23 protein-coding genes are annotated in these 25,119 nt (G+C 63.9%); 12 read left to right on the top strand and 11 right to left on the bottom strand.

Translation table 11 applies throughout. The features are described 5' to 3' along the window. Position 1: 1 nt before the first annotated feature. Positions 2-865 (bottom strand): SDR family NAD(P)-dependent oxidoreductase, encoded by an 864-nt coding sequence (locus tag NKH98_RS07060; protein ID WP_352897334.1) that lies wholly within the window; start codon positions 863-865, stop codon positions 2-4. 128 nt (positions 866-993) lie between these two features. Here NKH98_RS07060 and NKH98_RS07055 point away from each other — a divergent pair, with 128 nt between their 5' ends. Further along, on the top strand, positions 994-1,275 hold the full coding sequence (locus tag NKH98_RS07055; RefSeq protein ID WP_023721174.1) for a hypothetical protein: 282 nt from the start codon (positions 994-996) through the stop codon (positions 1,273-1,275). Between the two features lie 113 nt (positions 1,276-1,388). Here the strand turns inward: NKH98_RS07055 and NKH98_RS07050 are convergent, their stop codons facing one another. Further along, positions 1,389-1,964 (bottom strand): TMEM175 family protein, encoded by a 576-nt coding sequence (locus NKH98_RS07050; protein ID WP_352475354.1) that lies wholly within the window; start codon positions 1,962-1,964, stop codon positions 1,389-1,391. Between the two features lie 156 nt (positions 1,965-2,120). Here NKH98_RS07050 and NKH98_RS07045 point away from each other — a divergent pair, with 156 nt between their 5' ends. Continuing rightward, positions 2,121-3,329, top strand: coding sequence for an MFS transporter (locus NKH98_RS07045; protein ID WP_352897333.1), 1,209 nt, complete (start codon positions 2,121-2,123; stop codon positions 3,327-3,329). 9 nt (positions 3,330-3,338) lie between these two features. Here the strand turns inward: NKH98_RS07045 and NKH98_RS07040 are convergent, their stop codons facing one another. Next, positions 3,339-4,811: an MATE family efflux transporter gene (locus tag NKH98_RS07040; protein ID WP_352740973.1), complete on the bottom strand. Its 1,473-nt coding sequence runs from the start codon at positions 4,809-4,811 to the stop codon at positions 3,339-3,341. A gap of 199 nt (positions 4,812-5,010) precedes the next feature. Between NKH98_RS07040 and NKH98_RS07035 the strand changes: the two genes are divergently transcribed. After that, on the top strand, positions 5,011-5,799 hold the full coding sequence (locus NKH98_RS07035; RefSeq protein WP_352481524.1) for a L,D-transpeptidase: 789 nt from the start codon (positions 5,011-5,013) through the stop codon (positions 5,797-5,799). A 147-nt stretch (positions 5,800-5,946) separates the two neighbouring features. On the opposite strand, the gene NKH98_RS07030 is transcribed toward NKH98_RS07035, so the two are convergent. Both NKH98_RS07030 and NKH98_RS07025 read right to left on the bottom strand, forming a co-directional pair. Next, positions 5,947-7,425, bottom strand: coding sequence for an esterase-like activity of phytase family protein (locus NKH98_RS07030; protein ID WP_352897332.1), 1,479 nt, complete (start codon positions 7,423-7,425; stop codon positions 5,947-5,949). Positions 7,426-7,733: 308 nt separating this feature from the next. Next, the gene (locus NKH98_RS07025) at positions 7,734-8,759 is read right to left on the bottom strand and encodes a LacI family DNA-binding transcriptional regulator (protein ID WP_352475350.1); all 1,026 of its coding nucleotides are present in this window, start codon (positions 8,757-8,759) and stop codon (positions 7,734-7,736) included. Between the two features lie 194 nt (positions 8,760-8,953). On the opposite strand from NKH98_RS07025, the gene NKH98_RS07020 reads away from it, so the two are divergent. The 5 genes from NKH98_RS07020 to NKH98_RS07000 all read left to right on the top strand — a co-directional run bounded on the left by NKH98_RS07020 (position 8,954) and on the right by NKH98_RS07000 (position 13,943). After that, positions 8,954-9,988 carry a Gfo/Idh/MocA family protein gene (locus NKH98_RS07020; protein ID WP_352475349.1) on the top strand — a complete coding sequence of 345 codons (1,035 nt, stop codon included), beginning with the start codon at positions 8,954-8,956 and terminating at the stop codon, positions 9,986-9,988. Continuing rightward, on the top strand, positions 9,985-10,893 hold the full coding sequence (locus NKH98_RS07015) for a sugar phosphate isomerase/epimerase family protein (RefSeq protein WP_352589921.1): 909 nt from the start codon (positions 9,985-9,987) through the stop codon (positions 10,891-10,893). Before NKH98_RS07020 ends, NKH98_RS07015 begins: the two co-directional genes overlap by 4 nt. Positions 10,894-10,998: 105 nt before the next feature. Next, positions 10,999-12,012 (top strand): substrate-binding domain-containing protein, encoded by a 1,014-nt coding sequence (locus NKH98_RS07010; protein ID WP_352475347.1) that lies wholly within the window; start codon positions 10,999-11,001, stop codon positions 12,010-12,012. Positions 12,013-12,099: 87 nt separating this feature from the next. Next, a complete protein-coding gene (locus tag NKH98_RS07005; RefSeq protein WP_352644674.1) occupies positions 12,100-12,897 on the top strand; it encodes an ATP-binding cassette domain-containing protein in 798 nt (265 codons plus the stop codon). Then, entirely contained in the window at positions 12,894-13,943 is a 1,050-nt protein-coding gene (locus NKH98_RS07000) for an ABC transporter permease (RefSeq protein WP_352644672.1), read from the top strand. Before NKH98_RS07005 ends, NKH98_RS07000 begins: the two co-directional genes overlap by 4 nt. 9 nt (positions 13,944-13,952) lie before the next feature. On the opposite strand, the gene NKH98_RS06995 is transcribed toward NKH98_RS07000, so the two are convergent. Beyond that, positions 13,953-16,655 (bottom strand): ATP-dependent helicase, encoded by a 2,703-nt coding sequence (locus NKH98_RS06995; protein ID WP_352897330.1) that lies wholly within the window; start codon positions 16,653-16,655, stop codon positions 13,953-13,955. A gap of 253 nt (positions 16,656-16,908) precedes the next feature. Between NKH98_RS06995 and NKH98_RS06990 the strand changes: the two genes are divergently transcribed. Further along, positions 16,909-19,221: a glucose/quinate/shikimate family membrane-bound PQQ-dependent dehydrogenase gene (locus NKH98_RS06990; RefSeq protein WP_352897328.1), complete on the top strand. Its 2,313-nt coding sequence runs from the start codon at positions 16,909-16,911 to the stop codon at positions 19,219-19,221. A gap of 10 nt (positions 19,222-19,231) precedes the next feature. On the opposite strand, the gene NKH98_RS06985 is transcribed toward NKH98_RS06990, so the two are convergent. Both NKH98_RS06985 and NKH98_RS06980 read right to left on the bottom strand, forming a co-directional pair. Continuing rightward, a complete protein-coding gene (locus NKH98_RS06985) occupies positions 19,232-19,663 on the bottom strand; it encodes a hypothetical protein (protein WP_254818955.1) in 432 nt (143 codons plus the stop codon). 9 nt (positions 19,664-19,672) lie between these two features. Continuing rightward, positions 19,673-19,822, bottom strand: a complete 150-nt coding sequence (locus NKH98_RS06980) for a hypothetical protein (protein WP_352475341.1) — start codon at positions 19,820-19,822, stop codon at positions 19,673-19,675. 272 nt (positions 19,823-20,094) lie between these two features. On the opposite strand from NKH98_RS06980, the gene NKH98_RS06975 reads away from it, so the two are divergent. Beyond that, positions 20,095-20,994 carry a dienelactone hydrolase family protein gene (locus NKH98_RS06975; protein ID WP_352897326.1) on the top strand — a complete coding sequence of 300 codons (900 nt, stop codon included), beginning with the start codon at positions 20,095-20,097 and terminating at the stop codon, positions 20,992-20,994. On the opposite strand, the gene NKH98_RS06970 is transcribed toward NKH98_RS06975, so the two are convergent. Then, positions 20,995-21,903, bottom strand: coding sequence for an EamA family transporter (locus NKH98_RS06970; protein ID WP_352897325.1), 909 nt, complete (start codon positions 21,901-21,903; stop codon positions 20,995-20,997). Positions 21,904-21,993: 90 nt separating this feature from the next. Here NKH98_RS06970 and NKH98_RS06965 point away from each other — a divergent pair, with 90 nt between their 5' ends. After that, positions 21,994-22,473, top strand: a complete 480-nt coding sequence (locus NKH98_RS06965; protein WP_352897441.1) for an Lrp/AsnC family transcriptional regulator — start codon at positions 21,994-21,996, stop codon at positions 22,471-22,473. A 257-nt stretch (positions 22,474-22,730) separates the two neighbouring features. Here the strand turns inward: NKH98_RS06965 and NKH98_RS06960 are convergent, their stop codons facing one another. Beyond that, complete coding sequence (locus NKH98_RS06960; protein ID WP_023676715.1) at positions 22,731-22,928, bottom strand: hypothetical protein; 198 nt, start codon at positions 22,926-22,928, stop codon at positions 22,731-22,733. A gap of 164 nt (positions 22,929-23,092) precedes the next feature. Continuing rightward, positions 23,093-23,578, bottom strand: coding sequence for a thioesterase family protein (locus tag NKH98_RS06955; RefSeq protein WP_352808208.1), 486 nt, complete (start codon positions 23,576-23,578; stop codon positions 23,093-23,095). A gap of 119 nt (positions 23,579-23,697) precedes the next feature. Here NKH98_RS06955 and NKH98_RS06950 point away from each other — a divergent pair, with 119 nt between their 5' ends. Beyond that, on the top strand, positions 23,698-25,116 hold the full coding sequence (locus NKH98_RS06950) for an FAD-binding oxidoreductase (RefSeq protein ID WP_352897323.1): 1,419 nt from the start codon (positions 23,698-23,700) through the stop codon (positions 25,114-25,116). Positions 25,117-25,119 lie beyond the last annotated feature (3 nt).

Raw genomic sequence — 25,119 nt, 5'->3', positions numbered from 1 at the left:
ATCATTCCATGAATGCTGCAAAGGCTTCCTTGTACCCCGGGTGCCAGCGCGACAGGGCAGGGCGGTTCTCGATGATGTCGCCAATCGCCCACGCCATGCGCTTTTCGTCCATCGACCGGGTCGCCTCGTTATCGGGACACAGGATGTAGAAATCGCCACGCAGCAGCGAGGCCAGCATGAAGTCGATAACCTGCTCGCCGGTCCAGGCGCCGGCCGGCTTTTCGGTGGCGCCTTCGGTCAGGCCGGTAAAAGTGAACCCGGGAATGAGCAAATGCGCCGCGACGTTTGCGCCGGGCTCGTTGCGCAGCGCGTGTGCAAGGCCCTCGGTATAGGTCTTCACGCCGGCCTTGGAGACGTTGTAGGCGAGGTTGCCGGGCGGCGTGGTAATGCCTTGCTTGGAGCCGGTGTTGACGATCAGGCCGGGCTTTCCCGCCGCCAGCATGCGCGGCGCGAAGGCCTCGACGCCATGGACGACACCCCAGAAATTGATGTCCAGCAGTCGCTTCCAGGCGTCACGGTTCTCCCACGGCTTGCCGGGGTTGTTGCCGACGCCGGCATTGTTCATCAGAAGCGAGACGTCGCCGAAGGTGTCGAATGTCCTTTCGGCCAGCCGTTCGAGGTCGTCGGCTTTCGAGACGTCAGTGGCGACGGCAAGCACGGCGCTCTCGCCGGCGAAGGTAGCGACGGCATGTCGGGCCTCATCGAGGCGTGCGGCGCCGATATCGGCCAGCACGATCTTCATGCCCATCGCCGCCAGCCGTTTTGCCGCGGCGAGGCCGATGCCGCTGGCCGCGCCGGTGATGACGGCGACATTACCGGAGGCAAGTGCGGGCAGGGCGATCTGGATCTCGGCGTCGGTGGTCATGATTTTCTCCTGTTCTGGCCGCGGCGAACTTAGCGCGGAAAGAGGCTCGCGCAAGCCGGTGCGGCATCTTCGGGTTGACCGCGTCGGCGGGCGCTGCGCATGCTGATATTGAAAAAGGAGACTGACGATTGACCGACTGGATCGAGATCCTGAAAGAACAGACCGCAACCGGCGACCAGATGAGCCGCGAAGTGCCGCAAATGCTTGCCAACCCCGACATCAGCGAAGCGCAAGTGAAAACGCTGTTTTCGGCGCTCGAAAAACAGGCAGAATTCGTCGAAAAGCTGCGCATGGCGCTGGAAAAATTCGGCCATGACTTCTCAGTGATCAAAGCGGCCGAGCGGCTGGAGGAGCGCTACGCCGACCTTGCCGCTTCGGTAGCGGAAAAGCTCAAAGAAATGCGAGGCTAGAGCCTGTTCCATTCGATAAAATTCGGTATGGGCTCTATCTTCTCATGATCTTTTCCGGAAACTGGCATCCACTTTTCGTTGACGCGGTCCTTCGGTTCGGGATCTTGGTCTGCCTATTTCTCGATTAGCCGCTCGAAGCGCCTGTCCGGCACTAGCCAGACCATCGCCACCAGGACATAGATCGAGACACCGATCCAGTGATTGACGAAGGTCAGCGCGACGGCGGCGATATAGAGGGCCAGCGAGATTTTTCCCTTGAGGTCATTGCCCAAAGCCCTGGCGAAGAGGGTTTCGCTGCCGTGCAGCCGATGCAGGGCTATGGTGAGGATGTTGAAGCCGATGGCGCAGAGCGCCAGGTCGACGCCATAGACGGCGACCGGCACCGGCGCGAAATGATTCTCACCCATGAAGGCTGTCGTCGCCGGCATCAGCGATAGCCAGAACAGCAGGTTGAGGTTCGCCCACAGCACGCGCCCGTCGACCCGCTGCACGGTATGGAACATGTTGTGCAAATTGTTCCAGTAGATGCCGACATTGATGAAGGACAGCACATAGCTGAGGAATACCGGCCAGAGTGGCGCCAGCGCGGAAAAATCCTCGCCATGCGGCACCTTCAATTCCAGCACCATGATGGTGATGATGATGGCGACCACGCCATCGGTGAATGCCTCGACTCGTCCCTTGCCCATCAATCTCCCCTGACAATCCGCTGAAGTTAAAAGAGGATCTCGCTCAGCGCCATCGCAAAGCTGCCAAAATTGTCAGGAGCAAGTCGGGGAGGGGGAACGGCTGACGAAAAGAAGGCGTTAGGGTGTCAGATCCCGAACAGCAAAAAGGTCCGAAAAATGACTGCTCACGCTCAAGTCATGACGCGCGATTACGAACTCGGCGGGCGCGCTGCAGCGGCCGCCGTGGCCGCCATGATCGCGGCTCTTTTCGCCGGCAGCACCGCGCTGACGCCGCTTTACATCATCTACAAGCAGGTCTTCGGCTTCTCGCAGATCACTTTGACGCTGGTCTACGCCGTCTATGTCATCGGCAATCTGGCGGCGCTGCTGATGTTGGGGCGTGTGTCAGATGTCATCGGGCGCCGTCCGATGGCGTTGGCCGGAATGGCGGTGGCCGTCGTTAGCGCGGTGGTTTTCCTGTTCGCCGAAAATGTCGCCTGGCTCGACGTCGCCCGAATTCTGAGCGGATTAGGAATCGGCGTCGGCGCGGGTACCGGCACCGCCTGGCTTGCCGAATTGCTCCCGACCGACGACAAGTCACAGGCGGCGACGATTGCCACCAGCACCAATTTCCTCGGTCTCGGCCTTGGTGCGCTGGGGGCCGGGTTGCTCGCCGAATACGCGCCTTGGCCGCTCAGGCTGACATTCGTCGTCTACCTGGCGATGCTCGCGACTGTAACCCTGCTGGTCTGGCGCACGCAGGAAACCGTTTCGCGGCCGGGGAAACTGGCTGACGTTTCGATGCGGCCGCGCCTTTCCGTGCCCGATGCCATCCGCGCAAATTTCGTTGCGCCGGCGGTGACCGGCTTTGGCGCAATGGCGCTGGTCGGCTTTTATGCAGCACTCGCACCGAGCATTTTGGCGCAGCAGTTGCAGGTAACCAACCATGCTGAAGCGGGCGCTCTGTTCTTTGAATTGGCGATCGTGACGGCCGCCACCATTGTAGTGACGGCACGTCTTTCGAGCCGAGCCGCGATGTTCGCGGCGCTTGCGCTGATGATTCCAACCGTCGCGCTGATTGTTGCGGCGCAGGTCTTCGCATCGATGGCCACAATGATTGCCGGGACCGCCTTGTGCGGCGTGGCGGCAGCGCTCGGTTATCGCGGCGGCTTGCAAGTGGTGAACGAGATCGCGCCAGCGGACCGGCGCGCCGAAGTCGTCTCGGCCTTCTTCATCTGCTGTTTTTGCGGCAACGCGCTGCCGGTGATCGGCATCGGCGTCCTGTCGACCATGACAAGCGCGACCGTGGCAAGCGGGGCCTTTGCCGGCATGATCGTTATCTTTTCCCTAGTGGCGCTCGGGTTCGGCGCGAAATACGCGCACTGAACCGATCTTTCAGCCGGTCGGTGTCTCGGGCGAAAGGTGCGCGCGCTGGCGCGGTACGCCGAGGCCGGTATCCGGCGGTTCGCCGGCAGCCGGCCGGCTTTCGATCATGTGCACGCTGCGCCAACGGCCGAAGCGATAATAGGCCGTGGCCAGCACGAGCGAGGTTATCGAGCCGGCCGGAAAGCTCCACCACAACGCTTCCTCACCGATCGCACTTCGAAAGAAATAGGCGAAGCTGGTGCGCACCAGAAGTACCGAGATCACCAGGATGATCAGCGGCGGCATCACCGCGCCCGTGGCACGCACAGTGGCGAAGAGCACGATGGTGATGCCGAACAGGATGAAGGACCAGGATGCGACCTTGTTGATGTGAGTGGCGATGTCGATCGCTGCACTGTCGCTGCTGAGGAAGAGGCTGAGCACCGCGCGATCGAATACGAACAGCAGCGCGACAAGCACGCCGGTAAGCACAAGGTTGAAGCCGACGCCGGACGCGGCGATGCGGCCGATCCGGTCCCAGCGTCCGGCGCCGACATTTTGCGCCGCCATGGACGAGACCGCGGCGCCGATGGCGAGCGCCGGCATCTGGATATAGGTCCAGAGCTGGGCGGCTATGCCGTAGGCAGCCGCGACCTGCGAGCCGTAGGCATTGACCATGCCCATCACAGTCAGCGCCGCGGACGAGACGACGATCATCTGCAGGCCCATCGGCACGCCCTTGAAGACGACAATGCGCAGCAGCGCCGGGTCCGGCCGCAGCAGAGCAAGATTGGCGCCGGCCAGCCGCAGCGGGTGCTTGCGCGCATAAAGCACGATCAGGATGGCAAGCACGCTTACCGTCTGGCCGATCAGCGTCGAGGTGGCCGAGCCGGCGATGCCGAGTTCGGGGAACGGGCCGATGCCGAGAATAAGCAACGGGTTCAAAATGACGTCGAGCACGACGGCCAGCGCCATGAATAGGAAAGGCGTGCGCGAATCGCCGGCGCCGCGCAGCACCGTCATGACGAAGGACAGCAGGTTCATCATCGGTACGGCGAGAAAAATGATACGCAGATAGGAACGCGCCAGCGGCAACGCATCGGCCGGCGTGCCGAGCGCATTGAGGATTGTATCGACCCAGATCCAGCCGCAGACCGCGAACACCACCGAGACAAGGAAGAAGAAGGTGGCACTGGTGCCGACGATGCGGCGGGCTTCGGGCAGATCGCGGGCGCCGACCGATTGCGCGACCAGGATGGTCGCCGCCATGCCGATGCCGAAGACGGTGCCAAGGATGAGAAACAGCACGAGGTTGGCATTGGACGTGGCGGTCAGCGCCGCTTCGCCGAGGAAACGACCGACCCAGACGGCATTGATTGAGCCGTTGAGCGACTGCAGAACATTGGAGCCGAGCACCGGCAGGGCGAACAGCAGCAATGTACGCGGGATAGGTCCACTGGTGAGGTCGCTGGTCCGCCGGCGTGCGGGCATCTTGTCGTCCATGGCAGGCAACTCGGCGAAGGCTTATCTTGAGTCCGGTCCGCAATGATTGCCGATTTAACGAGACAGGTCGACGCAGCGTTGCGAATTCCGCCTGGCGTGCCTTGATCCAATCATGTTCTCAAAGCTTCCGGAATCGTATATTGATCCTGCACGCGTGGGGCCGCATCTTTCCTAGATCTCATGGGCAAGCCGGGGGTTCATGTCCGATATTCCGCTGTTTTTTGAGCGCCTGAACCGGCGTGCGTTTCTTGGTGCATCCGCTTTGGGCGCGGCCTCCGTGGCTCTTTCGGCGTGCACCACGACGGACGTAGCGGCGCCGCCAGTGACCGCGGCGCCAAGCGATCCGGCTTTCGGCGATGCCGCAAGTATGTATGCGGCGCGCGTCGACGAGGGCTATCAACTGCCGGCAATCCCGGTAGCCAAGGTCGATCCGAAATTCGTGCGCCAAATCGTGTCCGATCCGACCGGAGAAAAACCCGGCACGATCGTCGTCGATACCTCCGAGCACTTCCTTTATCTGGTGCGCGACGGCGGCAAGGCAATTCGCTATGGCGTCAGCCTCGGCAAGGCCGGTTTCGGATGGACCGGCAGCGCCGTGGTTCAGGCGAGGAAGAAGTGGCCGGTCTGGACGCCGCCGCCGGAGATGATCCAGCGCCGGCCGGAACTGGCGAAATACAAGGACGGCATGCCGCCCGGCCCGCACAGCCCGCTGGGCGCACGCGCGCTATATCTCTTCCGTGACGGCAAGGACACGATGTACCGGCTGCACGGCACGCCGGAGTGGGATTCCATCGGGAAGAACGCTTCCTCCGGCTGTGTGCGCTTCATGAATCAGGACATTATCGACCTCTACAGCCGCGTCGACGGCGTCGCGCCGGTCTTCGTGCGCCCGAACCTGTCGGCCGCCGGGAAGATCGCCGCCGTGTCGGACAGGACGGCCGAGCCGATCGATGCGGGCGTGCCAAAGGACGCGGAGATGTTGAGGTAAGTGCCTTCGACGGATCATCAGTCTTAGGTTTTGCAAACCCACTAGAACACAATCCTTGTGCCGGCGAGCCGCAACTGAAGGGCCCGACCGTTCGATCGTGCCAGGCAGGCGGACGCGGTCGGGGCGCCCCCCTGCCTGGGGGTGTCGCTACTTCCCGGCGAGGCCTGGAAGCGTGACCTGATAGACCAGGAACATCGTGTCGACATCGGCGCCATCTTCGGCCTTGTAGGCCGCGCCGACCTGGAAGCCGTCCTGGGTGAGAAAGTCATTGTCGTTGGCGACGAACAGGAAATAGTCGTCGGGCCGTGTTGGATCGAGGACGCTCACCACCGACATCGCCTCCCACTTCTCCGAAAGGTTGTTGCGGTCATTGGGCGCGCCATTGTGCAGCCCGAAGCGGCCGAGCTCGGTCTTGTCGTTGATGTCGATGAACGGCGTCAGCTTGGCCGGCGTCAGCGAGGGATCGAGCTCACCTTTGGGCGCAACCGGCTTGTCCTTGTCGAACTCGGTGCCGGCGATGTCGGTTGCCGCCGACACATCGACGACGCTGATCTCGCGATAGAGCGAGGTGTCGCCCTTCACCCCCTGGCCGTTGCCGCTGTCGCGCGCCAGCATCAGGAAGGTCTTGTCCGACAGAGCCACGATTTCGCTCTGCGCGGCAATCTTGGTCTTGCCCTTGGCATCGGTGAACACCGGCAGCGGCACAACATATTCATGCGCAAGCTTGAGTTGGGCCGGATCCGAGGCATCGTAGACCAGCGCGCGCGTGTTCTGGCGCGTCGAAGCGGAATCGCCGCCATCCTGTCTGGGGGCCGATTGCAGCACAGCGATCAGGAACTTCCCGTCCGGCGTCAGTGCCATGCCTTCGAGGCCCTGGTTGTTCTGACGGCCGGTTTCGGGATCCGTCGGATCTGGGTCTGCCGCGCCCGGTCCCGGATTGTTGGACGCGAAGTTCGGCGTTCCATGACGCATCGGGACAAGCGCCGCCGGCGACTGCGTTGCCGACATCAGACGCCCATCGGCGGAGAAGTGGTAGATGTTCGGACCATATTCGTCCGAGATGAACATGGTGCCGTCGGGCAGCCGCACGATCGCCTCGTTATCGAGCGCGAGCTTGCCGTTGGCTTCGGGCAGGATCGGCATGTCGTCGGTCGCGGCGCGCACGCCGTTGAGCGGATCGAGGCCGGTTGCGTCGGCGCCCTTGTCGTCGGTCAAAAGCATGGTGTCGGCAAGGGTTGCCTTGAGGCCCGACTGTTCCTGGCCGGCGGCTGGTGCCGCACCCGGTGCGATCGGGGCGAATTCGATGGCAATCGTGTTGATGCGCGGACGGTAATCGGTGGTGCCGACGACATTGTAGCCACGATCCGGCAGCAGCCACAGCGAGCCCTTATAGCCATCGGCGCCATGCGTCCAGCCGGCAGCGTCGATCGCCATGCCCGAGCCGGAGCCAAACGTCTCGCCGAACTTGTCCCTTTGGCTGGCCGGGATGCGACCGACACCGACCAGGCCCTTGTTGACGAAGCTGACGCCGCCGACGGTCGCTGCGTTTTCAGCCAAGGCCGGAGTCAAGGCGGTGAACATCGCCAGCGCGACCGCGAGGGACGCGTTTCGGTGCAGGTTTTTCATGGAAATCCTCTTTGTGACAAAACAGCCGAAGCGGGCGTCGCATCGACATGCCGCCAGCGCTTTCCGAAAAAGGTCTAGGACGCGAACATGATACTTGCGTGACAGAGGGCGCTTGTTCCTTCGTCCCTTGTGGGAGCAGGTGGATCGGCGCGCAGCGCCGAGACGGAAGAGGGGTGCTGGACGGAGTGCCTCGGTGCCGAGCTGGAGCACCCTCATCCGACCGAGCTGAGCCTGTCCTCTGGCTTGCCGAAGGCAAGACCCGTGGGCTCGGCCACCTTCTCCCCAAGGGGAGAAGGGAAGTGCCGCGCTCAATCGCTGTCGCGCGCGATCAGCTGCAGCGGCCAGACTTCACGGATGATGCGTGCGCCTTCGGCGCCGGCGTAAGCCGGGATCGATGCCAGCAGCATTTCGGCCAGCCGCTCGCCCATCGGCTCAAGCGCCGGGCGGAAGCCGGTCAGCGCCGGCGAAAAATAGCGGCAGAGCGGGGTGTCGACGATGACGATCACCGCGATGTCGTGGCCGGGCTTGATGCCCGCCTCGGCCAAAGCCTTGCAGCCGCCAAGCGCCATCGCGTCATTGTTGAAGATGATGGCGGTCGGCGGGTCCTTGGAGCGCATGACCTTCGGCGTCACCGCGTAGCCGCCTGCCTCGTTGATGAAGCCGTCGGCGATCAACTCGGGGTCGAATTCGATGCCGTGCCGCCGCAACGCCTTGCGATAGCCGGCGAGGAACAGATAGCCGAAATTGAGATCGAGCGACGGGCGGATGGCCGCGATGCGGCGGTGACCGCGCGCGACAAGACGATCGACCGCGTCAGCACCGGCTTTTTCGAAGTCGAGGTCGAGCGAGGGGTAGGCATCGCCGCCGGAGCGGCTGCGGCCGAGCGTCGCGAACGGGAAACCGGCCTGGGTCAGATAGTCGATGCGCTCGTCCTCGCGCCGCGTCCAGGCCAGCACCACCGCATCGGCCCGCCGGGTCTCGACGACACGGCGCAGGCGCTCCTGCTGATAGTCGCCCGGCGCGCCCATCACCACGATCAGGTCGAGTCCGCTTTCGGCGAGCTTGGCCTGCAACCCGGTCAGGAACGGAATGAAGAACGGCTCGCCATATTCCTGATCGCCCGGATGCGGCTGCAGCATGAAGGCGATCGAATGGGTGGCGCCGCGCCGCAAACTGCGGCCGGACTGGTTCGGCGAATAATTCAGCTTCTTGGCCGCATCGAGCACGCGCTGGCGTGTGTCGGCGTTGACGTCGGCGCGGCCGTTGAGCGCGCGCGACACCGTGCCGATCGAAATGTTCAGGTGACGCGCAAGGTCGTGAATGCTGGACGCCAAAGGACAGTTCTCCCCCTTGCTTGGCTAGCACCGGCTGCTGTTCAGGCCAAGCCGGCATCACGTTTTTCGCTATCGGCCGATTGACATTCTACGCCATCGGGTGTGTTCTCGTAAACGTTTACGGAAAACATTCACGGCCCTGCCGTGAACGCCGTGACGATCGGTCTGGAGGGGCCGAGAGGGAGGAGCACTGGATGATCAATGTCGTCCTGGTCGGCTGCGGCGCCATGAGCAAGGCATGGCTCGATGCAGCCAGGCAGATCGACGGGCTCGCCATTGTCGGCCTGGTCGATATCGATGTCGAACGGGCGCGGGCGAGGGCGCGCGAATACGAGCTTTCGAGCGCCATCATTGGAACCGACCTCGACGCCGTGCTCGACCAGACCAGGCCCGACGCGGTATTCGACGTGGTGGTTCCCGCCGCTCGCCGCGAGGTCGCGCTTTCCGCCTTTGCCCATAATTGCCACCTGCTGACCGAAAAGCCACTCGCCGACAGCCCGGACAATGCGCGTGCCATCGTCGAGGCCGCCCGCAGCGCCGGGCGTATCCATGCCGTCGTCCAGAACCGCCGCTATGTCGCCAATGTCAGGCGCATCCGGCGCTTTCTCGATTCCGGCGCCATTGGTGCGCCAACCAGCATCCATGCCGAGTTCTTCGTCGCGCCGCATTTCGGCGGCTTTCGCGAGGAGATGCGTCATGTGCTGCTGCTCGACATGGCGATCCACACATTCGATGCCGCCCGCTACATGGCGGCCGGCGAGCCGACCGGTGTCTATTGCCAGGAGTGGGAGCCGGCCAATTCCTGGTATCGGCAAGGGTCGTCGGCGACCGCAAGCTTCGACCTCGGCGGCGGCAAGCTGTTCACCTATGCCGGCAGCTGGTGCGCGGCCGGCTTCCGCACCAGCTGGGACAGTACATGGCGGATCGTCGCAGAGCGCGGCAGCATTGTGTGGGACGGCGAGGACGGGCTGAAGGCGGAAATCGTGCAGCCGGTCCGTGAAGGCCTGTTCGACCGCACCGAACCGATAGCCGTGCCGCCGCTCGACCCGGCCGATCGCGTCGGCGGCCATCTCGGCATCATCCAGGATTTCGTCCGCGCCGTCGAGACCGGCACTGAGCCGGAGACGCGCGGCGCCGACAACATCAAGAGCCTGGCCATGGTTTTCGCTGCGATCGAGAGCGCCGAGACCGGGCGCCGGGTCGCCATCGCTGCACAGGAAGGATCATGATGCCAAACCCGCTGCTCGACATCAGGATCGGCACAATGGTGCGGGCCAATCTCGACGACCCGGCCGCCTATGTCAGGCAGATCCTGCCGCTCGGCTTCGAGAGCATCCAGCCGTTCTTCTGGCAGACGCTGGGCGGCAAGGACATTCCGCGGCTGGCGGGCGAGATCCGCGAGGCGATCGGCGATGCCGATGTCATCGTCTCATCGATCGGCGTTTTCGGCAATCCGCTGGAGAGCGGCGAGATCGATCGCGGCGTGCTCCAGGCGTGGGAAACGATCATCGACAACGCGCATCTGTTCGGCACCAATATGGTCAGCGGCTTTACCGGCCGCATTCGCGGCAAGCCGCTGCCCGACAGCCTGCCGCGTTTCCGAGAGGTCTGGGGACCGTTGGCCAGGCGTGCCGCCGACAAGGGCGTGCGCATCGCGTTCGAGAACTGCGCCATGGACGGCAACTGGGCCAGCGGCGACTGGAACATCGCCCACAATCCGGACGCCTGGGAGTTGATGTTCAACGAGTTGCCGGACGACAATCTCGGCCTGGAGTGGGAGCCCTGCCACCAGCTGGTCTATCTGATCGATCCGATCCCGCAGATCCGCAAATGGGCGCCGCGCATCTTCCACGTCCATGGCAAGGACGCGACCGTGCGCTGGGACGTGATCCGCGAACATGGCGTGTTCGGCCGCCTGCCGTTCGTTCAGATGCGCACGCCGGGTTTCGGCGACAGCGACTGGACAAGGGTGATCAGCGAGCTGCGGCTGGCCGGCTACAAGGGCGCCATCGACATCGAGGGCTGGCACGACCCGGTCTATCGCGGCGATCTCGAGATCACCGGCCAGGCGCGTGCGCTGGATTATCTCCAACAATGCCGGGGAGGCGCGAGCTACCTGCCGAACCCGGTGTGAGAACTCGGCCGGCGGGAGGTGCCGGCCAGCGAAAGATTGCGGCCCCTTGCCGAAGCGATCGTCAAAACCCCTCGGCTAGCGAGGGAACAAAGGGAGGATAAGTGCATGAGCATTACGATGAGAAGGACAGTTCTGCGCTCGACCGTCGCGGCGGCCGCGATGGCGCTCGCCGCCGCACTCTCGACCTTGCCGGCGCAGGCGCTCGATGCCCAGTGGTGCAAGGATGTCCATATCCGCTTCTTCGTCGGCGGCGCCGAGGGCGATGCCTTCGGCACGATCGTCTATAATGGTGCCAAGCAGGCGGCAGCCGATCTTGGGCCGAAGGTCGACTACATCTTTTCCCAGTGGGATGTCGAGAAGATGGTGCAGCAATTGCGCGAGGCTGTCGCGGTCAAGCCCCAAGGCATCGCCATGATGGGCCACCCCGGCGACGCCGCGATCATGCCGCTGGCCGAACAGGCACACAAGGACGGTATCAAGATGATGTACCAGAACGTGCCGGTGCCGACGGTCACGGCGGCGTTCGGCGGCGGCTATGTCGGCGCCCAGCAGGAGCAGCAGGGCCGCGCGCTCGGCGCCGAGGCGGTCAAGCTGGCCGGGCTCAAGGCCGGCGACAAGGCGATCATGATCGGCCCGTTCGAGAACGAGAGCCGCGGCGCGCGCGAACGCGGCACAGTCGCCGCGCTCAAAGAGGCGGGGGTCGAGGTCATCCAGCTCTCCTCGCCGCCGAGCGGCGAGTGGGCTTCCGATCCCAACCTGGCCATTCCGGTGATCACCGCGGCACTGCTCAACAATCCCGACGTCAAGGCAGTTGGCTATCCCGGCGGGCAGATGCTGGGCAACGTACCGACTTACATGCAGGCGGCGGGCAGGAAGCCGGGCGACATCTTCAACTTCGGCTTCGACACCAGCCCGCAGATCGTAGAGGGCTTCAAGGGCGGCTGGGTGCAACTGACGGCCGACCAGCAGCCGTTCCTGCAAGGCTACCTGCCGATCCTCAGCCTCTGCCAGCAGGTGGTGCTCGGCCTTGCGCCGATGAATGTCGACACCGGCGCCGGCTTCGTCACGCCACAGAATTACGAGATCGTCGCCGAGCTCGCCAAGCAGGCGCTGCGCTGACCTCCCAAGCCGTCGGCCGGGATCGAGCCCGGCCGGCGGGACCGCCGGCGAAAAAGGCCGGCACGCGACAATCAAGTGAGGATCGCCATGGCCGAACGCATCATCGAACTGCGTGACATCAGCAAGTCCTATGGCCAGGTCTATGCGCTGGGCGGGGTCAATCTCAGCGTCGACCGCGGCGAGGTGGTTGGCCTGATCGGCGATAACGGCGCCGGCAAGTCGACGCTGATCAAGATCCTGTCCGGCGTGGTCAAACCGACCAGCGGCGAGATTCTCGTCCGCGGCAAGCCGGTGACCGGATGGAACCCTGCGCGCTCGCGCGACGCCGGCATCGAGACCGTGTTCCAGGACCGGGCGCTCGCCGTGCAGCAGACCATCGTGCGCAACATCTTCATGGGCCGCGAGCTCACCGGCTGGCTTGGTTGGCTGAAGGTCGACAAGGAGATCGCGGAGGCGAGCCGGCTGATGCGCGAGATCGGCTTCACCTCGAAAGTGTTCACGCCACAGTCGATCGTCGGCCAGCTCTCGGGCGGCGAACGCCAGGGCGTGGCGATCGCGCGGGCCATCTATAAGAAGGCGGAGCTGATAGTCCTCGACGAACCGACGACCGCGCTATCGCTGACCGAGACCGCCAAGGTCTTCCACTTCGTGCGCCAGGTGCGGGCGAGCGGACGCTCGATCCTGTTCATCGGCCACAATATTCACCACGTCTTCGACATCGCCGACCGGTTCGTGGTGCTCGACCGCGGCAAGGTCGCGCTCACCGCCGACCGCAGCGAGGTCAAGTCGGCCGAAGACCTGATCAACTTCATGGAAGACGTCGCCCACCCCAGCGGATTGCCGGGGTTGCACGACGTGGCCGATGCGGGGAGGGCGGCACGATGAGCAAGACCATGGAACCCGATCTGCAGAGCCCCCTCGGCGGCACGCATGGCGAAACCGCGGGGAAAGAGTGGCGACACCCGTCCGACAATTGGCTGCGCGGGTTCATCCTCGACAACCGCGCCGCACTCGGCACGTTGGCCGTGTTCATCGTTATGATGGCGGTATTCATGATCGCCAATCCGACGGTCTTCACCACCTGGTATCTTTACAGTTCCGTGCTGACCACGCTGCCGGTGGCGTTGTTCGTAGTTGTGCCGCTGGTCTTCGTCGTCACCTGCGGCGAGATCGACCTGTCGTTTCCGGCGACGATGGGCTTTGCCTCATGGGTGTTCGCGCTGGTCGTGCAGGCCGGCTACGACCCGTTCCTCGGCATCGCCGCCGCAATCGTCACCGGCATGCTGCTCGGCTTCCTGGTCGGCTCCCTGGTCGTCTATGGCGGGTTGTCGTCGCTGATCGCCACGCTCGGCATGAATTTCCTGCTGCGCGGCCTGATCCAGATCATCAACGAGGGCAGGTCGACGGCACTGACCGGCCTTGCCGACAGCTGGGCCTACAAGATCTTCTCCAGCCAGCTTTATGGCATTCCGGTGCAGATCTTCTGGGCCATCGCCTTCGTCGTGCTGTCGGCGCTGCTCTACAACCGCCATCGCTTCGGCGCGCAGGTCAAGGTGGTCGGCGACAATCCCGACAGCGCCCAGCAGATGGGCATCGACGTCAAGCGCGTGCGGGTAAAAGTGTTCGTCTTCGTCGGCATCGGCGCTGCGATCGCCGGCACGTTTTCGGTAATGATCAACTTCACCTGGTGGCCGACGGCCGGCGACGGCTACCTGCTGCCGGTGCTGGCATCGGTGTTCGTCGGCGGCACGCCGACTTGGGGCGGCATCGGCACGGTGGTCGGCGGCGCGATCGGCGCGGTCACGGTCTCGTTCATCCAGACCGGCGTCGTCGCGGCGGGACTGAGCGGCTTCTACGTCCAGTTCTTCAACGGGCTGATCATCATCCTGTCGCTGCTCGGCCATAAGTGGAACCAGGCGCGGTATCGGTGACCGGCGGCCTCACACCCCCGTGACAAACCCATCCAGTACCCGTTTCTGGCCGGCCTTGTCGAAGTCGATGGTCAGCTTGTTGCCTTCGATGGCCGAGATGTTGCCGTTGCCGAATTTCTGGTGGAAGACGCGGTCGCCGACGCTGAAGGGGGACGGCGTGTCGGCGACGGATTTGGCGACCAGCTCGCCGTCGATGGTGCGGCCCTTGATCGAGGTGCGGCCGGCGCCGTAGCCGGAGTCGGTTTCGCCATAGCCGATGCGCTCGACCTGGTGGCCGGAGCGCGTGCCCCAATTGCGGTCGGTGGCTTCGGTGCGGTTGGCCTGAGCACGCTGCCAGCCCGGCGTCGCATAGGTGCTGGAGAAAGCGCCGGATTTCTCGGCGCCGTTATTGCCGCCGATGTTGTCGAAGCGCGATGCTCCATAGGGGTTCTGCCTGCCCGCCCCTTGGCCGCCACGACCGGAGGCGAACGAGCCGCCACCATAGGCATTGCCGTAGCCGCCATAGGAGTTGCCGCCCTCGGAAACTTCGACATGGGCTTCCGGCAGTTCGTCGAGGAAGCGCGACGGGATGGTCGACTGCCAGAGGCCGTGGATGCGGCGATTGGAGACGAACCAGATGTGCAGGTTCTTCTTGGCGCGGGTCAGGCCGACATAGGCGAGGCGGCGTTCCTCCTCCAGGCCGGAGCGGCCACCCTCGTCGAGGGAGCGCTGATGCGGGAACAGGCCTTCCTCCCAGCCGGGCAGGAACACGGTTTCGAATTCGAGGCCCTTGGCCGAATGCAGCGTCATGATGTTGACGGCATCGAGCTCGGCGTTCTGCTCGGCGTCCATCACCAAGGCGACATGTTCGAGGAAGGAGCGCAGCGATTCATACTCCTCCATGGAGCGGATCAGTTCTTTTAAGTTCTCGAGCCGACCGGGCGCTTCAACCGAGCGGTCGTTCTTCCACATGTCGGTGTAGCCGCTCTCCTCCAGTATGGTCTCGGCGAGCTCGGTATGCGGCGTGGTTTCCAGCGCCTTCTGCCAGCGTTCGAAATTGGCCGATACTTCGCGCAGTGCCGCGCGAGGCTTCGGCTTCAGCTCATCGCTCTCGGCGAGTTTTGCCGCTGCCTCCAGCATCGGGATGCGCAGCGCGCGTGCGGTATCGTGGATCTGGCGGATGGTGGCCTCGCCCAAGCCGCGTTTCGGCACGTTGACGATGCGCTCGAAGGCGAGGTCGTCGGCGCCTTGCGCGACGACGCGGAAAAAGGCCAGCGCATCGCGGATTTCGAGCCGCTCATAAAAGCGCGGGCCGCCGATGACGCGGTAATTGAGGCCGAGCGTGACGAAACGGTCCTCGAATTCGCGCATCTGGAAGGAGGCGCGAACCAAGATCGCCATATCGTTCAAATTGTGCTTCTGGCGCTGGTAGGCCTCGATCGTTTCGCCGACGGCGCGGGCCTCCTCCTCGGAATCCCACGCGGCGTGGACATGCACCTTCTCGTCGTCCTCGGCGATCTTTTCGGTGAACAGCGTCTTGCCGAAACGGCCCTCATTGTGGGCGATGAGGTGGGAGGCGGTGCCGAGGATGTGCGCGGTCGAGCGGTAGTTGCGCTCCAGCCTGATGATGGTGGCGCCGGGAAAATCCTTGTCGAAGCGCAGGATATTGTCGACCTCGGCGCCGCGCCAGCCATAGATCGACTGGTCGTCGTCGCCGACGCAGCAGATATTTACGGTGGACAGGCGCGGGCTTCCCTCCCCCTTGAGGGGAGGGTGGCCGGGCAAAGCCCGGTCGGGTGGGGTCCGAGCGGCAGTGCTCGACCCCGTGGCGGTGCCTTCTGCGGCAACCCCCTCCGCCCGCTTCGCGGGCACCTCCCCCTCAAGGGGGGAGGATTGCGGCCGCTGTGCCAGCAGCCGCAGCCACATGTATTGCGCGGTGTTGGTGTCCTGATACTCGTCAACGAGGATGTAGCGGAAGCGCTGGTGGTATTCCTTCAGCACGTCCGGATTGGCGCGGAAGATGCGGATCGGGTGGCACAATAGATCGCCGAAGTCGCAAGCGTTCAGCGTTTGCAGCCGCTCCTGATAGGCCTTGTAGAGCTCGCGGCCCTTGCCGTTGGCGAAGGCACGGGCATCGCCCTCGGGGATGTCGGCGGGACCGAGGCCCTTGTTCTTCCAGCCGTCGATCATCTGAGCGAACTGCTTGGCCGGCCAGCGCTTGTCGTCCAGCCCTTCGGCCTGGATCAGCTGCTTGATCAGGCGCACCACGTCGTCGGTGTCGAGAATGGTGAAATCGGATTTGAGCCCGGCCAGCTCGGCGTGTCGGCGCAGCAGTTTGACGCCGATCGAGTGGAAGGTGCCGAGCCACGGCATGCCCTCGACATTGCCTTCGCCGATCAACAGGCCGATGCGCTGCTTCATCTCGCGCGCCGCCTTGTTGGTGAAGGTGACGGCGAGGATCTGCGAAGGGAAGGCTTTGCCGGTGGCAAGGATGTGGGCGATGCGGGTGGTCAGGACGCGCGTCTTGCCGGTGCCGGCGCCGGCCAGCACCAGCACCGGGCCTTCGGTGGTTTCCACCGCCAGCCGCTGCTCGGGGTTGAGGCCGTTGAGATAATCGGGCGCGTTGTTCTGGTTGCTGCGGGCAGCCATGGCGCGCGCGGCAATGCCCGACGGGGCCACAGGCCGCGCGTTCGGTTCGTCAAAAAAGGGCATGTCTTCCGAAAAGCCGGACATCTCTCCCCGAATGTAGTGATTCGGCAGCGAAAGGCCAGAAGCGTCTCCGTTTTGTTCTCTGTCCAGTCGGTAGACTCACAATCTGAATGGGTCTGCTAACCAAAACGCCGGGCTTGCGATGAGCCGGCGCTGCAAAACGCCGAGCTTGCTTGACAGGGGAGGCGGGCCGGAGAAAGTTGTGCTCGGGGCAGGAGCGCAATGCCGGGTTGCCCATGGACGCGTCGCGGAGCGCACCAGTCGAAGGAGCACCGTCTTGGCTGTGGTCATCACCTCCCTGATCCTTTTCCTCATCGGCCTGGCGCTTGGCGGCGGCGGTATCTGGCTCGTGACGCTGGGCGGCAGCTGGTATTACGTCATCGTTGGTCTAGCTTTCCTTGTCGCGGCCTGGCTGCTCTACAGGCGCAGATCCACCGCGCTGTGGCTCTACGCGGCGATCGTGCTCGGCACGCTCGCCTGGGCGGTCTGGGAGATCGGCTTCGACTGGTGGGAACTCGGTCCGCGCGGCGGCATCATCGTGCTTGTCGCGCTATGGCTGTTGACGCCATGGGCGCGGCGCGGGCTTACTGGTCCCGACGGACGCGCACCGCTTATCCTCGCCGTGCTGGCATCGCTTGCCGTCGCCGGTTATTCGATGACGGTCGATCCAAAGGATATTGCGGGTGAACTCAACACTGACAAGGTGACGCCGACGGCCGATCTCGGCGGCAATGTGCCGCCCGGCGAATGGCACTATTACGGCCGTACACCCTATGGCCAGCGCTATTCGCCGCTCGACCAGATCACCCCGGAAAACGTCGCCAATCTGCAGCCGGCCTGGACCTATCAAACCGGCGACGTGAAAGGGCCCGACGACATCGGCGAGACGACTTATCAGGTGACGCCGCTGAAGATTGCCGACACGCTCTACATCTGCACACCGCATAACTTCGCCATCGCCATCGATGCCGCGAGCGGCAAGGAGAAATGGCGCTTCGATCCCCAGGTCAAGCTAAACAAGGACCGCCAGCACCAGACCTGCCGCGGCGTGTCCTATTATGCCGACGCCAAGATCGCCGCCGGCCAGCCCTGCGCCACACGCATCTACCTGCCGACATCCGACGCTCGGCTGATCGCCCTCGATGCGGCGAATGGCCAGGTCTGCCCCACATTTGCCGAGGGTGGCACGCTGAACCTGCTCGCCAACATGCCATATCCGAAGCCGGGCTATTATTATTCGACGTCGGCGCCGCTGATCGTCGCCAACAAGATCATCGTCGGCGGCGCGGTCAACGACAATTATTCGACGCAGGAGCCGTCCGGGGTCATCCGTGCCTACGATGCCGACACAGGCGCGCTGTTGTGGAACTGGGATTCCGGCAATCCAGACCAGACGACGCCGCTGCCGCCGGGCCAGACCTACACCAACAACTCGCCCAACATGTGGTCGACGGCAAGCGCCGACGAAAAGCTCGGCCTGCTTTATGTGCCGCTCGGCAACAAGACGCCGGACCAGCTCGGCGCCGGGCGCAGCGCCAATGACGAGAAATTCTCCTCGTCGATCACCGCGCTCGATCTCAACAGCGGACAATTGCGCTGGGTGCGGCAGACCGTACATCACGATCTCTGGGACATGGACGTGCCGGCGCAGCCGACGCTGGTCGACATCACCACGGAAAATGGCGTGGTGCCGGCGCTGGTCGGGCCGACCAAGCAGGGCGACCTCTATGTGCTCGACCGGCGCAGCGGCGAGCCGATCGTTCCGGTCAAGGAAGTGCCAGCACCCGGCGGCGCGATCGAGGGCGACCATACCTCGCTGACACAGCCGACCTCGGACCTGAGCTTCAGTCCGAAGCCACTGACCGGCGCCGACATGTGGGGCATTACCATGTTCGACCAGCTGGCCTGCCGGATCGAGCTTCGCAAGTTGCGCTATGAGGGCCGCTATACGCCGCCGTCGCTGCAGGGCTCGCTGATCTACCCCGGAAATTTCGGCACCTTCAACTGGGGCGGCGTGGCAGTCGATCCGGTCCGGCAGGTGATGTTCGGCATGCCGACATACCTGGCGTTCATCTCCAAGCTGGTGCCGCGCGCCGACGTGCCGCCGCCCGGTGACACCAAGGGCAGCGAACAAGGCCTGAACCGCAATGAGGGTGCGCCTTACGCAGTGATATTGAAGCCGTTCCTGTCGCCGCTCGGCATTCCCTGCCAGGCGCCGCCCTGGGGCTATGTCGCCGGTGCCGACCTTCGGACCGGCAAGATCGTCTACAAGCATCGCAACGGCACCGTCTACGACATGACGCCGTTGCCGCTGCCGTTCAAGGTCGGCGTTCCCGGCATTGGCGGGCCGATGATCACTGCCGGCGGCGTCGCCTTCCTCGGTGCGGCGGTCGACGACTATGTGCGCGCCTATGACCTGACGACCGGCAAGCAGCTCTGGCAGGCGCGGCTGCCTGCCGGCGGGCAGTCGACACCCATGACCTACACGGTAGCCGACGGACGCCAGTTCGTCGTCATCGTTGCCGGCGGCCACGGCTCGGTCGGCACCAAGCCGGGCGATTATGTGATGGCCTACACGCTGCCGAAATAGAGAAGTTCCTTCAGAGCCCGAGATGCCCTTTCAGGTCGGGTACCGATGCAAGGACCTCATTGGTCAGCTGCGGGCCGGCTGCTGCCTCGGCCTGCTGGACCAGCATCGTGCCGGCCTGACTGATTTGTGCCAGCGTAAGGCCCGATGCCTTGAGTATGGCGACGCCGTTGATCAGTGCGCCGGTCTTTTCGCCGAGAGCGCCGCCGAGCGCGCCCTCCAGCGAGGACAGGAGGCCACCACCGGAAGCCGCGCCGGGAGCCATGACATCATATTGCTTGGCCAGGGCGTCGGCTCCCGGGATTTTGGCAAAGAAGCTCGACAGGGTCGTGCCTTCCGCCTCGTGTTCAAGCACCGAGAAAATCGTGCCGGCGATCTTTTCCGTCAAAGCCTGGTTGAGACCGGATTTTTGGGAGACGGTGTTGATGATGTCCTGAACGTCCATGATCTTTCCTCAGGCCTTGGTGTTTGCGGGCGGGTGCCGGTTGACGCGGATCTTGATCAACGATCGTTTGAAGGCGGGGAAGGCAGTGAACCGCAGCGCCAGCAAAGCCATGGCGGCGAGGGCGAACCCACTTGCCAGAAGTGGGGAGGGAAAGGTCATGGGCGTATTCCTTCGTCGTCAATCAGGCATTCTTTTCCCGCCAAATGGCCATTCTCGTTCGGCAGATGGCCCGAATGAGGCATAGCCCGGTAACTTCTTTTTACATCGTGGCGCGTGCATTTAGCATTGCCACAAAGGACCAAAATTTAACGACAGTGCGGCGCCGGGCATCACGGTCGTCGTGCAGGGACTTTTGGCAGCCTCACTCAGCCGTGACTGGACCAGGCAAGCTTCGGCTCTATGTTGCCGCGGGGGCCCACGAGGAGCGCGCCATGACAACACCTGCCGGACCCACTGCCGCCAAGCCTGTCATTACCCAGGCGATGATCGATGCCTATGACGAATACACGCATCTGACGCTCGACCGGCGGCGCTTCATGGAGCAATTGACCAGGCTTGCCGGATCGGGTGCGGCAGCTGCCGCGATCGCGCCGCTGCTGGCGGCGAACTCGGCCCAGGCGGCAATCGTGGCGGAAGACGATCCGCGTGTGAAAGGCGAGGACATCAGCTATTCCGGCAGCGGCGGCGAGATGAAGGGCTATCTGGTCAGGCCGGCGGACCAGACCGGCAAGCTTGGTACCGTCATCTTGGTGCATGAGAACAGGGGTCTCAACCCGCATATTCGCGACGTAGCGCGGCGCGTTGCGCTAGAAGGGTTCGTGGCGCTTGCGCCGGACTTCATGACACCGCTCGGCGGCACGCCGGACGACGAAAACAGGGCACGTGACCTGTTTTCCCAGCTCGATCCAGCACAGGTCGCCGCCAATGCCGTGGCAACGGTCGCCTACCTCAAAGGCTACAAGGACGGCAACGGCAAGGTCGGCGCCGTCGGCTTCTGCTGGGGCGGCGGCACGGTGAACATGCTGGCCGTCAACGCGCCGGACCTCGCCGCCGCCGTCGCCTATTACGGCATGCAGCCAAAGGCCGAGGACGTGCCGAAGATCAAGGCCGCGCTCATGCTGCATTATGCCGGCCTCGACACCCGCACCAATGCCGGCATCGATGCCTTCAAGAAGGCACTCGACGCGGCTCATGTCGAATACTCGGTCTATGTCTATGAAGGCGCCAACCATGCCTTCAACAACGATACGTCGGCGGCCCGCTACGACAAGAAGGCGGCTGACCTCGCCTGGGGCCGGACGATCGCTTTCCTCAAGGAGAAGCTGGCCTGATCAGGTGGGCGCCGGCGCTGGTTTGTGAAGGGCGACGCCGGCCACCACCAGCGCGATGCCAATGCAGTCGGTGAGGCTCGGCACCTGCCGCAGCACGATGACGCCGATCAACGTCGCGGTGACCGGCAGCAAAGACAGCATCAGCGCGAAGCTGGAGCGCGGCAGCCGCGACATGGCAAGCTGGTCGCATATATAGGGAATGACCGACGAGCAGATGCCGACGCCGATCGCCGCAAGCAGCAGCGGCGGCGCCGACAAAGCCGGCAGAGCATCGGCGAAACCGATCGGCAGAACGACGAGAAGGGCGACCGCCATGGCGGCACCCAGCCCGGCGATGCCATCGCCGGCGCCGCCGCGCGCGACGCGGTGGCCGAGCACGATGTAGCCAACAAACAGCGTCCCGTTGAGGAAGGCCCAGAACAGGCCGACGGGATCGCTCGACCATTTGACGTCGATCAGCAACAGGGTGCCGGCGACGGCGATTGCGAGGGCGGCGAGATTGCGCGGGCTTCTGAGGCCAACAAGCGCAACGCCGATGGTGCCGACGAATTCGATCGCCGCCACCAGCGAGATCGGCAGTCGGTCGAGCGCCAGGTAAAACGAGCAATTCATCACGCCAAGGCAGACGCCGAAAGCCACAAGCAACAACCGCGTCGAGCGATCGGCGCGGGCGAAGACCGCCCATGGCCGGGTCAACGGGGCAAAGACGAGTGCCGCGGTGGCGATGCGCAGCCAAGCCATGCCGAGCACGCCGACATGCGGGAACAGCAGCACTGCGAAGGCCGGTCCGAGATAGTGGAACACGGCGCTGACGCCGAACCAGAGATGCGGCGGGACCGCGTTTGCCAAGGTAAAGGCGGGGCCGGCGAGTGCCGGACTTGCTGCTGGGGCTTGCGTCCGATCTTGCATGGGATCAGTATCGCAGGCGATTTTTGCCATTGATATGGATGATGGCCGGTCATTGCGGCTATTTGCTTTCCGAAAGCAAGGAGTTGTCCGCTGAAACGCCTTCGAAATGAAAATACCGATCTGGACCCGGCGGATCTGAAAATCCTGCGCCTGCTGGAAAAGGACGCGCGCACCAGCACCGCCGAACTGGCGCGATCGGTCGGCCTGTCGGCGCCGAGCGTGGCCGAGCGCATCAAGCGGCTGCAGGAAAGCGGTGTGATCGACGCCTACACGGTGCGTATCAATCCGGCCGCGCTCGGCATGAAGCTGTCGGCATGGCTGCGCATCAGGCCGGTGCCGGGGCAACTCGCCGTCGTGGCCGAAATCATCCGCGACCTGCCGGAAATCGCCCAATGCGACCGGGTCACCGGTGAGGACTGCTTCATCGCGCTGGCGCATGTCGCCTCGGTGGCCGAGCTCGACCGAGTGATCGACCGGATCATTCCCCATGCGATGACCAACACGGCGATCATCCAGTCGTCGCCGTTGATGCCGCGCTCGCCGCTGGGGGCGGTGAAGCGCCAGCCTTGATGCTTGGGGTCGTTCGTCAGCACGTCGTCCGCTTAACTCGAAACGTCGCCCCGGCCCTTCATCGCCCTGCCGGGCACTTCTCGGACGCTGTCACCAATGGTTTCGCCAATTGCCAGCGTTGCTGAAAGAGCGCCGAGGCTGCGGCCAGCCCCTTTTCCCCGTCACTATACGCAGAAGGTGGCGGCAGCCGGATGAGGGGCAGCGCAAACGTCCCAGAAATGCAGACCGGCCGGCCGGTCTGTTTCTTCCCGCACCGTTCAGGCGTGGCCGCGTTTCATCCGCGCCTGCTTCAGGATGGCGCGCCAGCGGATCATGGCGAAGGGAATCGGCTCGTTGTTGTTGGCGATGTGGAAGATCTCGTTGTTGAGGTTCTTCAGCGAGCGCCAGAAATCATAGTCGGTGATGCGTGGATCAGCCGCCAGCCTGTCCGCCTCGACCTTGATGTCGGTTTTCATGCACGTTCCCCGAACCGCTGCTGCTCCGCCGCCCGTATCGCAATTCGATGCGGATGGTTTTCCAACGCCGCGCTGAGTCGTTCAACGTCTCAATTCGGCTTGTTCACGTTAAAACCTCGGTAAGGTTAACGGCGGTTGGCCAGTGGTTCAAGCGCTCTCTTGGTTCAAGCCGGCTTACGACGAATACCGATCGAGCGGCCGGCGCGCTCCGGCATCGGCAGGGCAGCATGGGCGGCGCGCATCGCTTCCACCCTGGCCAGGACGTCAGCGGGGAAGGGCGCGACCCTCGGGCCAGCCATATCGACATGCAGCGACAGCGTTTCGGAGGTGGCGGCGAGCCAGCCGTCGCGATGGCGGATTTCCTGGTAGGCCCTCAGCCGCTTCTCGTCATGGTCCAGCAACTGGAACGAGACTGTGACCTTGTGGTCGAGATGCAATTCCTGGACGTAGCAGACATGGACTTCCGCGGTGTAGATGGTCAGCCGCCGTTCCCTTACATAGTCCGGCCCCATCCCCATCATCTCGAAGGCTTCGTCGGAGCACCGGTCGAACAGCACGTTGTAATAGGCCATGTTGAGATGGCCGTTGTAGTCGATCCAGGCCTCCTCGATGTCCATGGCGCGAGAGACGAAAGGGGCGGGGATGGGCATCGGAAACTTCCTTCTCGTCATGCCGGGATGAGCGTGGACTGGACAGAACGTGGTTGGTGAGACTACGCATCCCTAGATGCAGAACAAGGGTGGACGCTGGTCCATTCGCGGAGGAATCGATGGCTCTAAGCGACCTCAATCCGGTCGAGCGCAACGAAGAAGGCATCGCTGCTGTGCTCGGCATCCTCAAACAGCGGCTCGGCGAGCGATTCCAGACCGGCCAGGCGATCCGCGCCCAGCACGCGCACACCACGACCTATATTCCGACGCAGGCGCCGGACGGCGTTGCCTTTGCCGAAACCACGCAGGAGGTGCAGGAGATCGTGCGCGCATGCGCCGCGCACCGCGTGCCGGTGATCGCCTTCGGCGTCGGCTCTTCGCTGGAAGGCCACACCAATGCGCCGGGCGGCGGGATCTCGCTCGATACCTCACGGATGAACCGGGTCATAGCGGTCAATCCGCAGGACCTCGATTGCACCGTCGAGCCCGGCGTGACGCGCGAGGACCTCAACCGGCATCTGCGCGACACGGGCCTGTTCTTTCCGATCGACCCGGGTGCCAACGCTTCGCTCGGCGGCATGGCGGCGACGCGGGCGTCGGGCACCAACGCCGTGCGCTACGGCACGATGCGCGAAAACGTCTTGTCGCTGACCGCGGTGATGGCCGACGGTGAAGCAGTGACGACCGGCAAGCGCGCCAAGAAAAGCTCGGCCGGCTACGATCTGACACGGCTGCTGATCGGCTCGGAAGGCACGCTCGGCATCATCACCCAGCTGACGTTGAAGCTGCAGGGCATTCCGCAGGCGATTTCGGGCGGCGTCTGCCCGTTCCCCAGTGTCGAGGCGGCGTGCAATGCGGTGATCGCGACCATCCAGATGGGCATTCCGGTGGCGCGCATCGAATTGGTCAACGCGCTGCAGATGCGGGCGATGAAGACCTATTCGAAGCTTGATTACCCGGAGAGCCCGTGCCTGTTCGTCGAGTTCCACGGCAGCGATGCCGGCGTCGCCGAGCAGGCCGAAACCTTCGGCATGATCGCCGAGGAAAATGGCGGCGGCCCGTTCCTGTGGACCAGCGTCGCCGAAGAGCGGACGAAATTGTGGAAGGCCAGGCACGATGCCTACTGGTCGTCGCTGACGCTGCGGCCGGGTGCCAAGGGCCTGTCGACCGATGTCTGCGTGCCGATCTCGCGCTTTGCCGAATGTGTCACCGAGACCGAGGCGGATATCGCCGAGATGGGCCTGATCGCGCCGATCGTCGGCCATGCCGGCGACGGCAATTTCCATGTGCTGGTGCTGATGGACGTGGACGATCGGAAGGAGATCGCGCTGGCGGAAAAATTCGTGGCGCGGCTCAACATGCGCGCTATCGCCATGGATGGCACCTGCACCGGCGAGCATGGCATAGGGCAAGGCAAGATCGGCTTCCTGCGGCACGAGCTTGGCCATGGCGTCGACATCATGCGCACGATCAAGCAGGCGCTCGACCCGCTGAACATCATGAACCCGGGCAAGATATTGCCGGCAGTTGGGCAATAACCG

This window comes from Mesorhizobium sp. M0833 (assembly GCF_040319905.1).
Classification (GTDB): domain Bacteria; phylum Pseudomonadota; class Alphaproteobacteria; order Rhizobiales; family Rhizobiaceae; genus Mesorhizobium.
Note: the sequence above shows the minus strand (reverse complement) of the source record. Positions and strands in the feature narration are given on the sequence as shown.

Bases quoted from the DNA above. Each gene is read 5' to 3' on its own strand.
- NKH98_RS07060 (WP_352897334.1), bottom strand. From the start codon at position 865: ATGACCACCGACGCCGAGATCCAGATCGCCCTGCCCGCACTTGCCTCC.
- NKH98_RS07050 (WP_352475354.1), bottom strand. From the start codon at position 1,964: ATGGGCAAGGGACGAGTCGAGGCATTCACCGATGGCGTGGTCGCCATC.
- NKH98_RS07045 (WP_352897333.1), top strand. From the start codon at position 2,121: ATGACTGCTCACGCTCAAGTCATGACGCGCGATTACGAACTCGGCGGG.
- NKH98_RS07040 (WP_352740973.1), bottom strand. From the start codon at position 4,811: ATGGACGACAAGATGCCCGCACGCCGGCGGACCAGCGACCTCACCAGT.
- NKH98_RS07035 (WP_352481524.1), top strand. From the start codon at position 5,011: ATGTCCGATATTCCGCTGTTTTTTGAGCGCCTGAACCGGCGTGCGTTT.
- NKH98_RS07030 (WP_352897332.1), bottom strand. From the start codon at position 7,425: ATGAAAAACCTGCACCGAAACGCGTCCCTCGCGGTCGCGCTGGCGATG.
- NKH98_RS07020 (WP_352475349.1), top strand. From the start codon at position 8,954: ATGATCAATGTCGTCCTGGTCGGCTGCGGCGCCATGAGCAAGGCATGG.
- NKH98_RS07015 (WP_352589921.1), top strand. From the start codon at position 9,985: ATGATGCCAAACCCGCTGCTCGACATCAGGATCGGCACAATGGTGCGG.
- NKH98_RS07010 (WP_352475347.1), top strand. From the start codon at position 10,999: ATGAGCATTACGATGAGAAGGACAGTTCTGCGCTCGACCGTCGCGGCG.
- NKH98_RS07005 (WP_352644674.1), top strand. From the start codon at position 12,100: ATGGCCGAACGCATCATCGAACTGCGTGACATCAGCAAGTCCTATGGC.
- NKH98_RS07000 (WP_352644672.1), top strand. From the start codon at position 12,894: ATGAGCAAGACCATGGAACCCGATCTGCAGAGCCCCCTCGGCGGCACG.
- NKH98_RS06995 (WP_352897330.1), bottom strand. From the start codon at position 16,655: ATGTCCGGCTTTTCGGAAGACATGCCCTTTTTTGACGAACCGAACGCG.
- NKH98_RS06985 (WP_254818955.1), bottom strand. From the start codon at position 19,663: ATGGACGTTCAGGACATCATCAACACCGTCTCCCAAAAATCCGGTCTC.
- NKH98_RS06980 (WP_352475341.1), bottom strand. From the start codon at position 19,822: ATGACCTTTCCCTCCCCACTTCTGGCAAGTGGGTTCGCCCTCGCCGCC.
- NKH98_RS06975 (WP_352897326.1), top strand. From the start codon at position 20,095: ATGACAACACCTGCCGGACCCACTGCCGCCAAGCCTGTCATTACCCAG.
- NKH98_RS06970 (WP_352897325.1), bottom strand. From the start codon at position 21,903: ATGCAAGATCGGACGCAAGCCCCAGCAGCAAGTCCGGCACTCGCCGGC.
- NKH98_RS06960 (WP_023676715.1), bottom strand. From the start codon at position 22,928: ATGAAAACCGACATCAAGGTCGAGGCGGACAGGCTGGCGGCTGATCCA.
- NKH98_RS06955 (WP_352808208.1), bottom strand. From the start codon at position 23,578: ATGCCCATCCCCGCCCCTTTCGTCTCTCGCGCCATGGACATCGAGGAG.
- NKH98_RS06950 (WP_352897323.1), top strand. From the start codon at position 23,698: ATGGCTCTAAGCGACCTCAATCCGGTCGAGCGCAACGAAGAAGGCATC.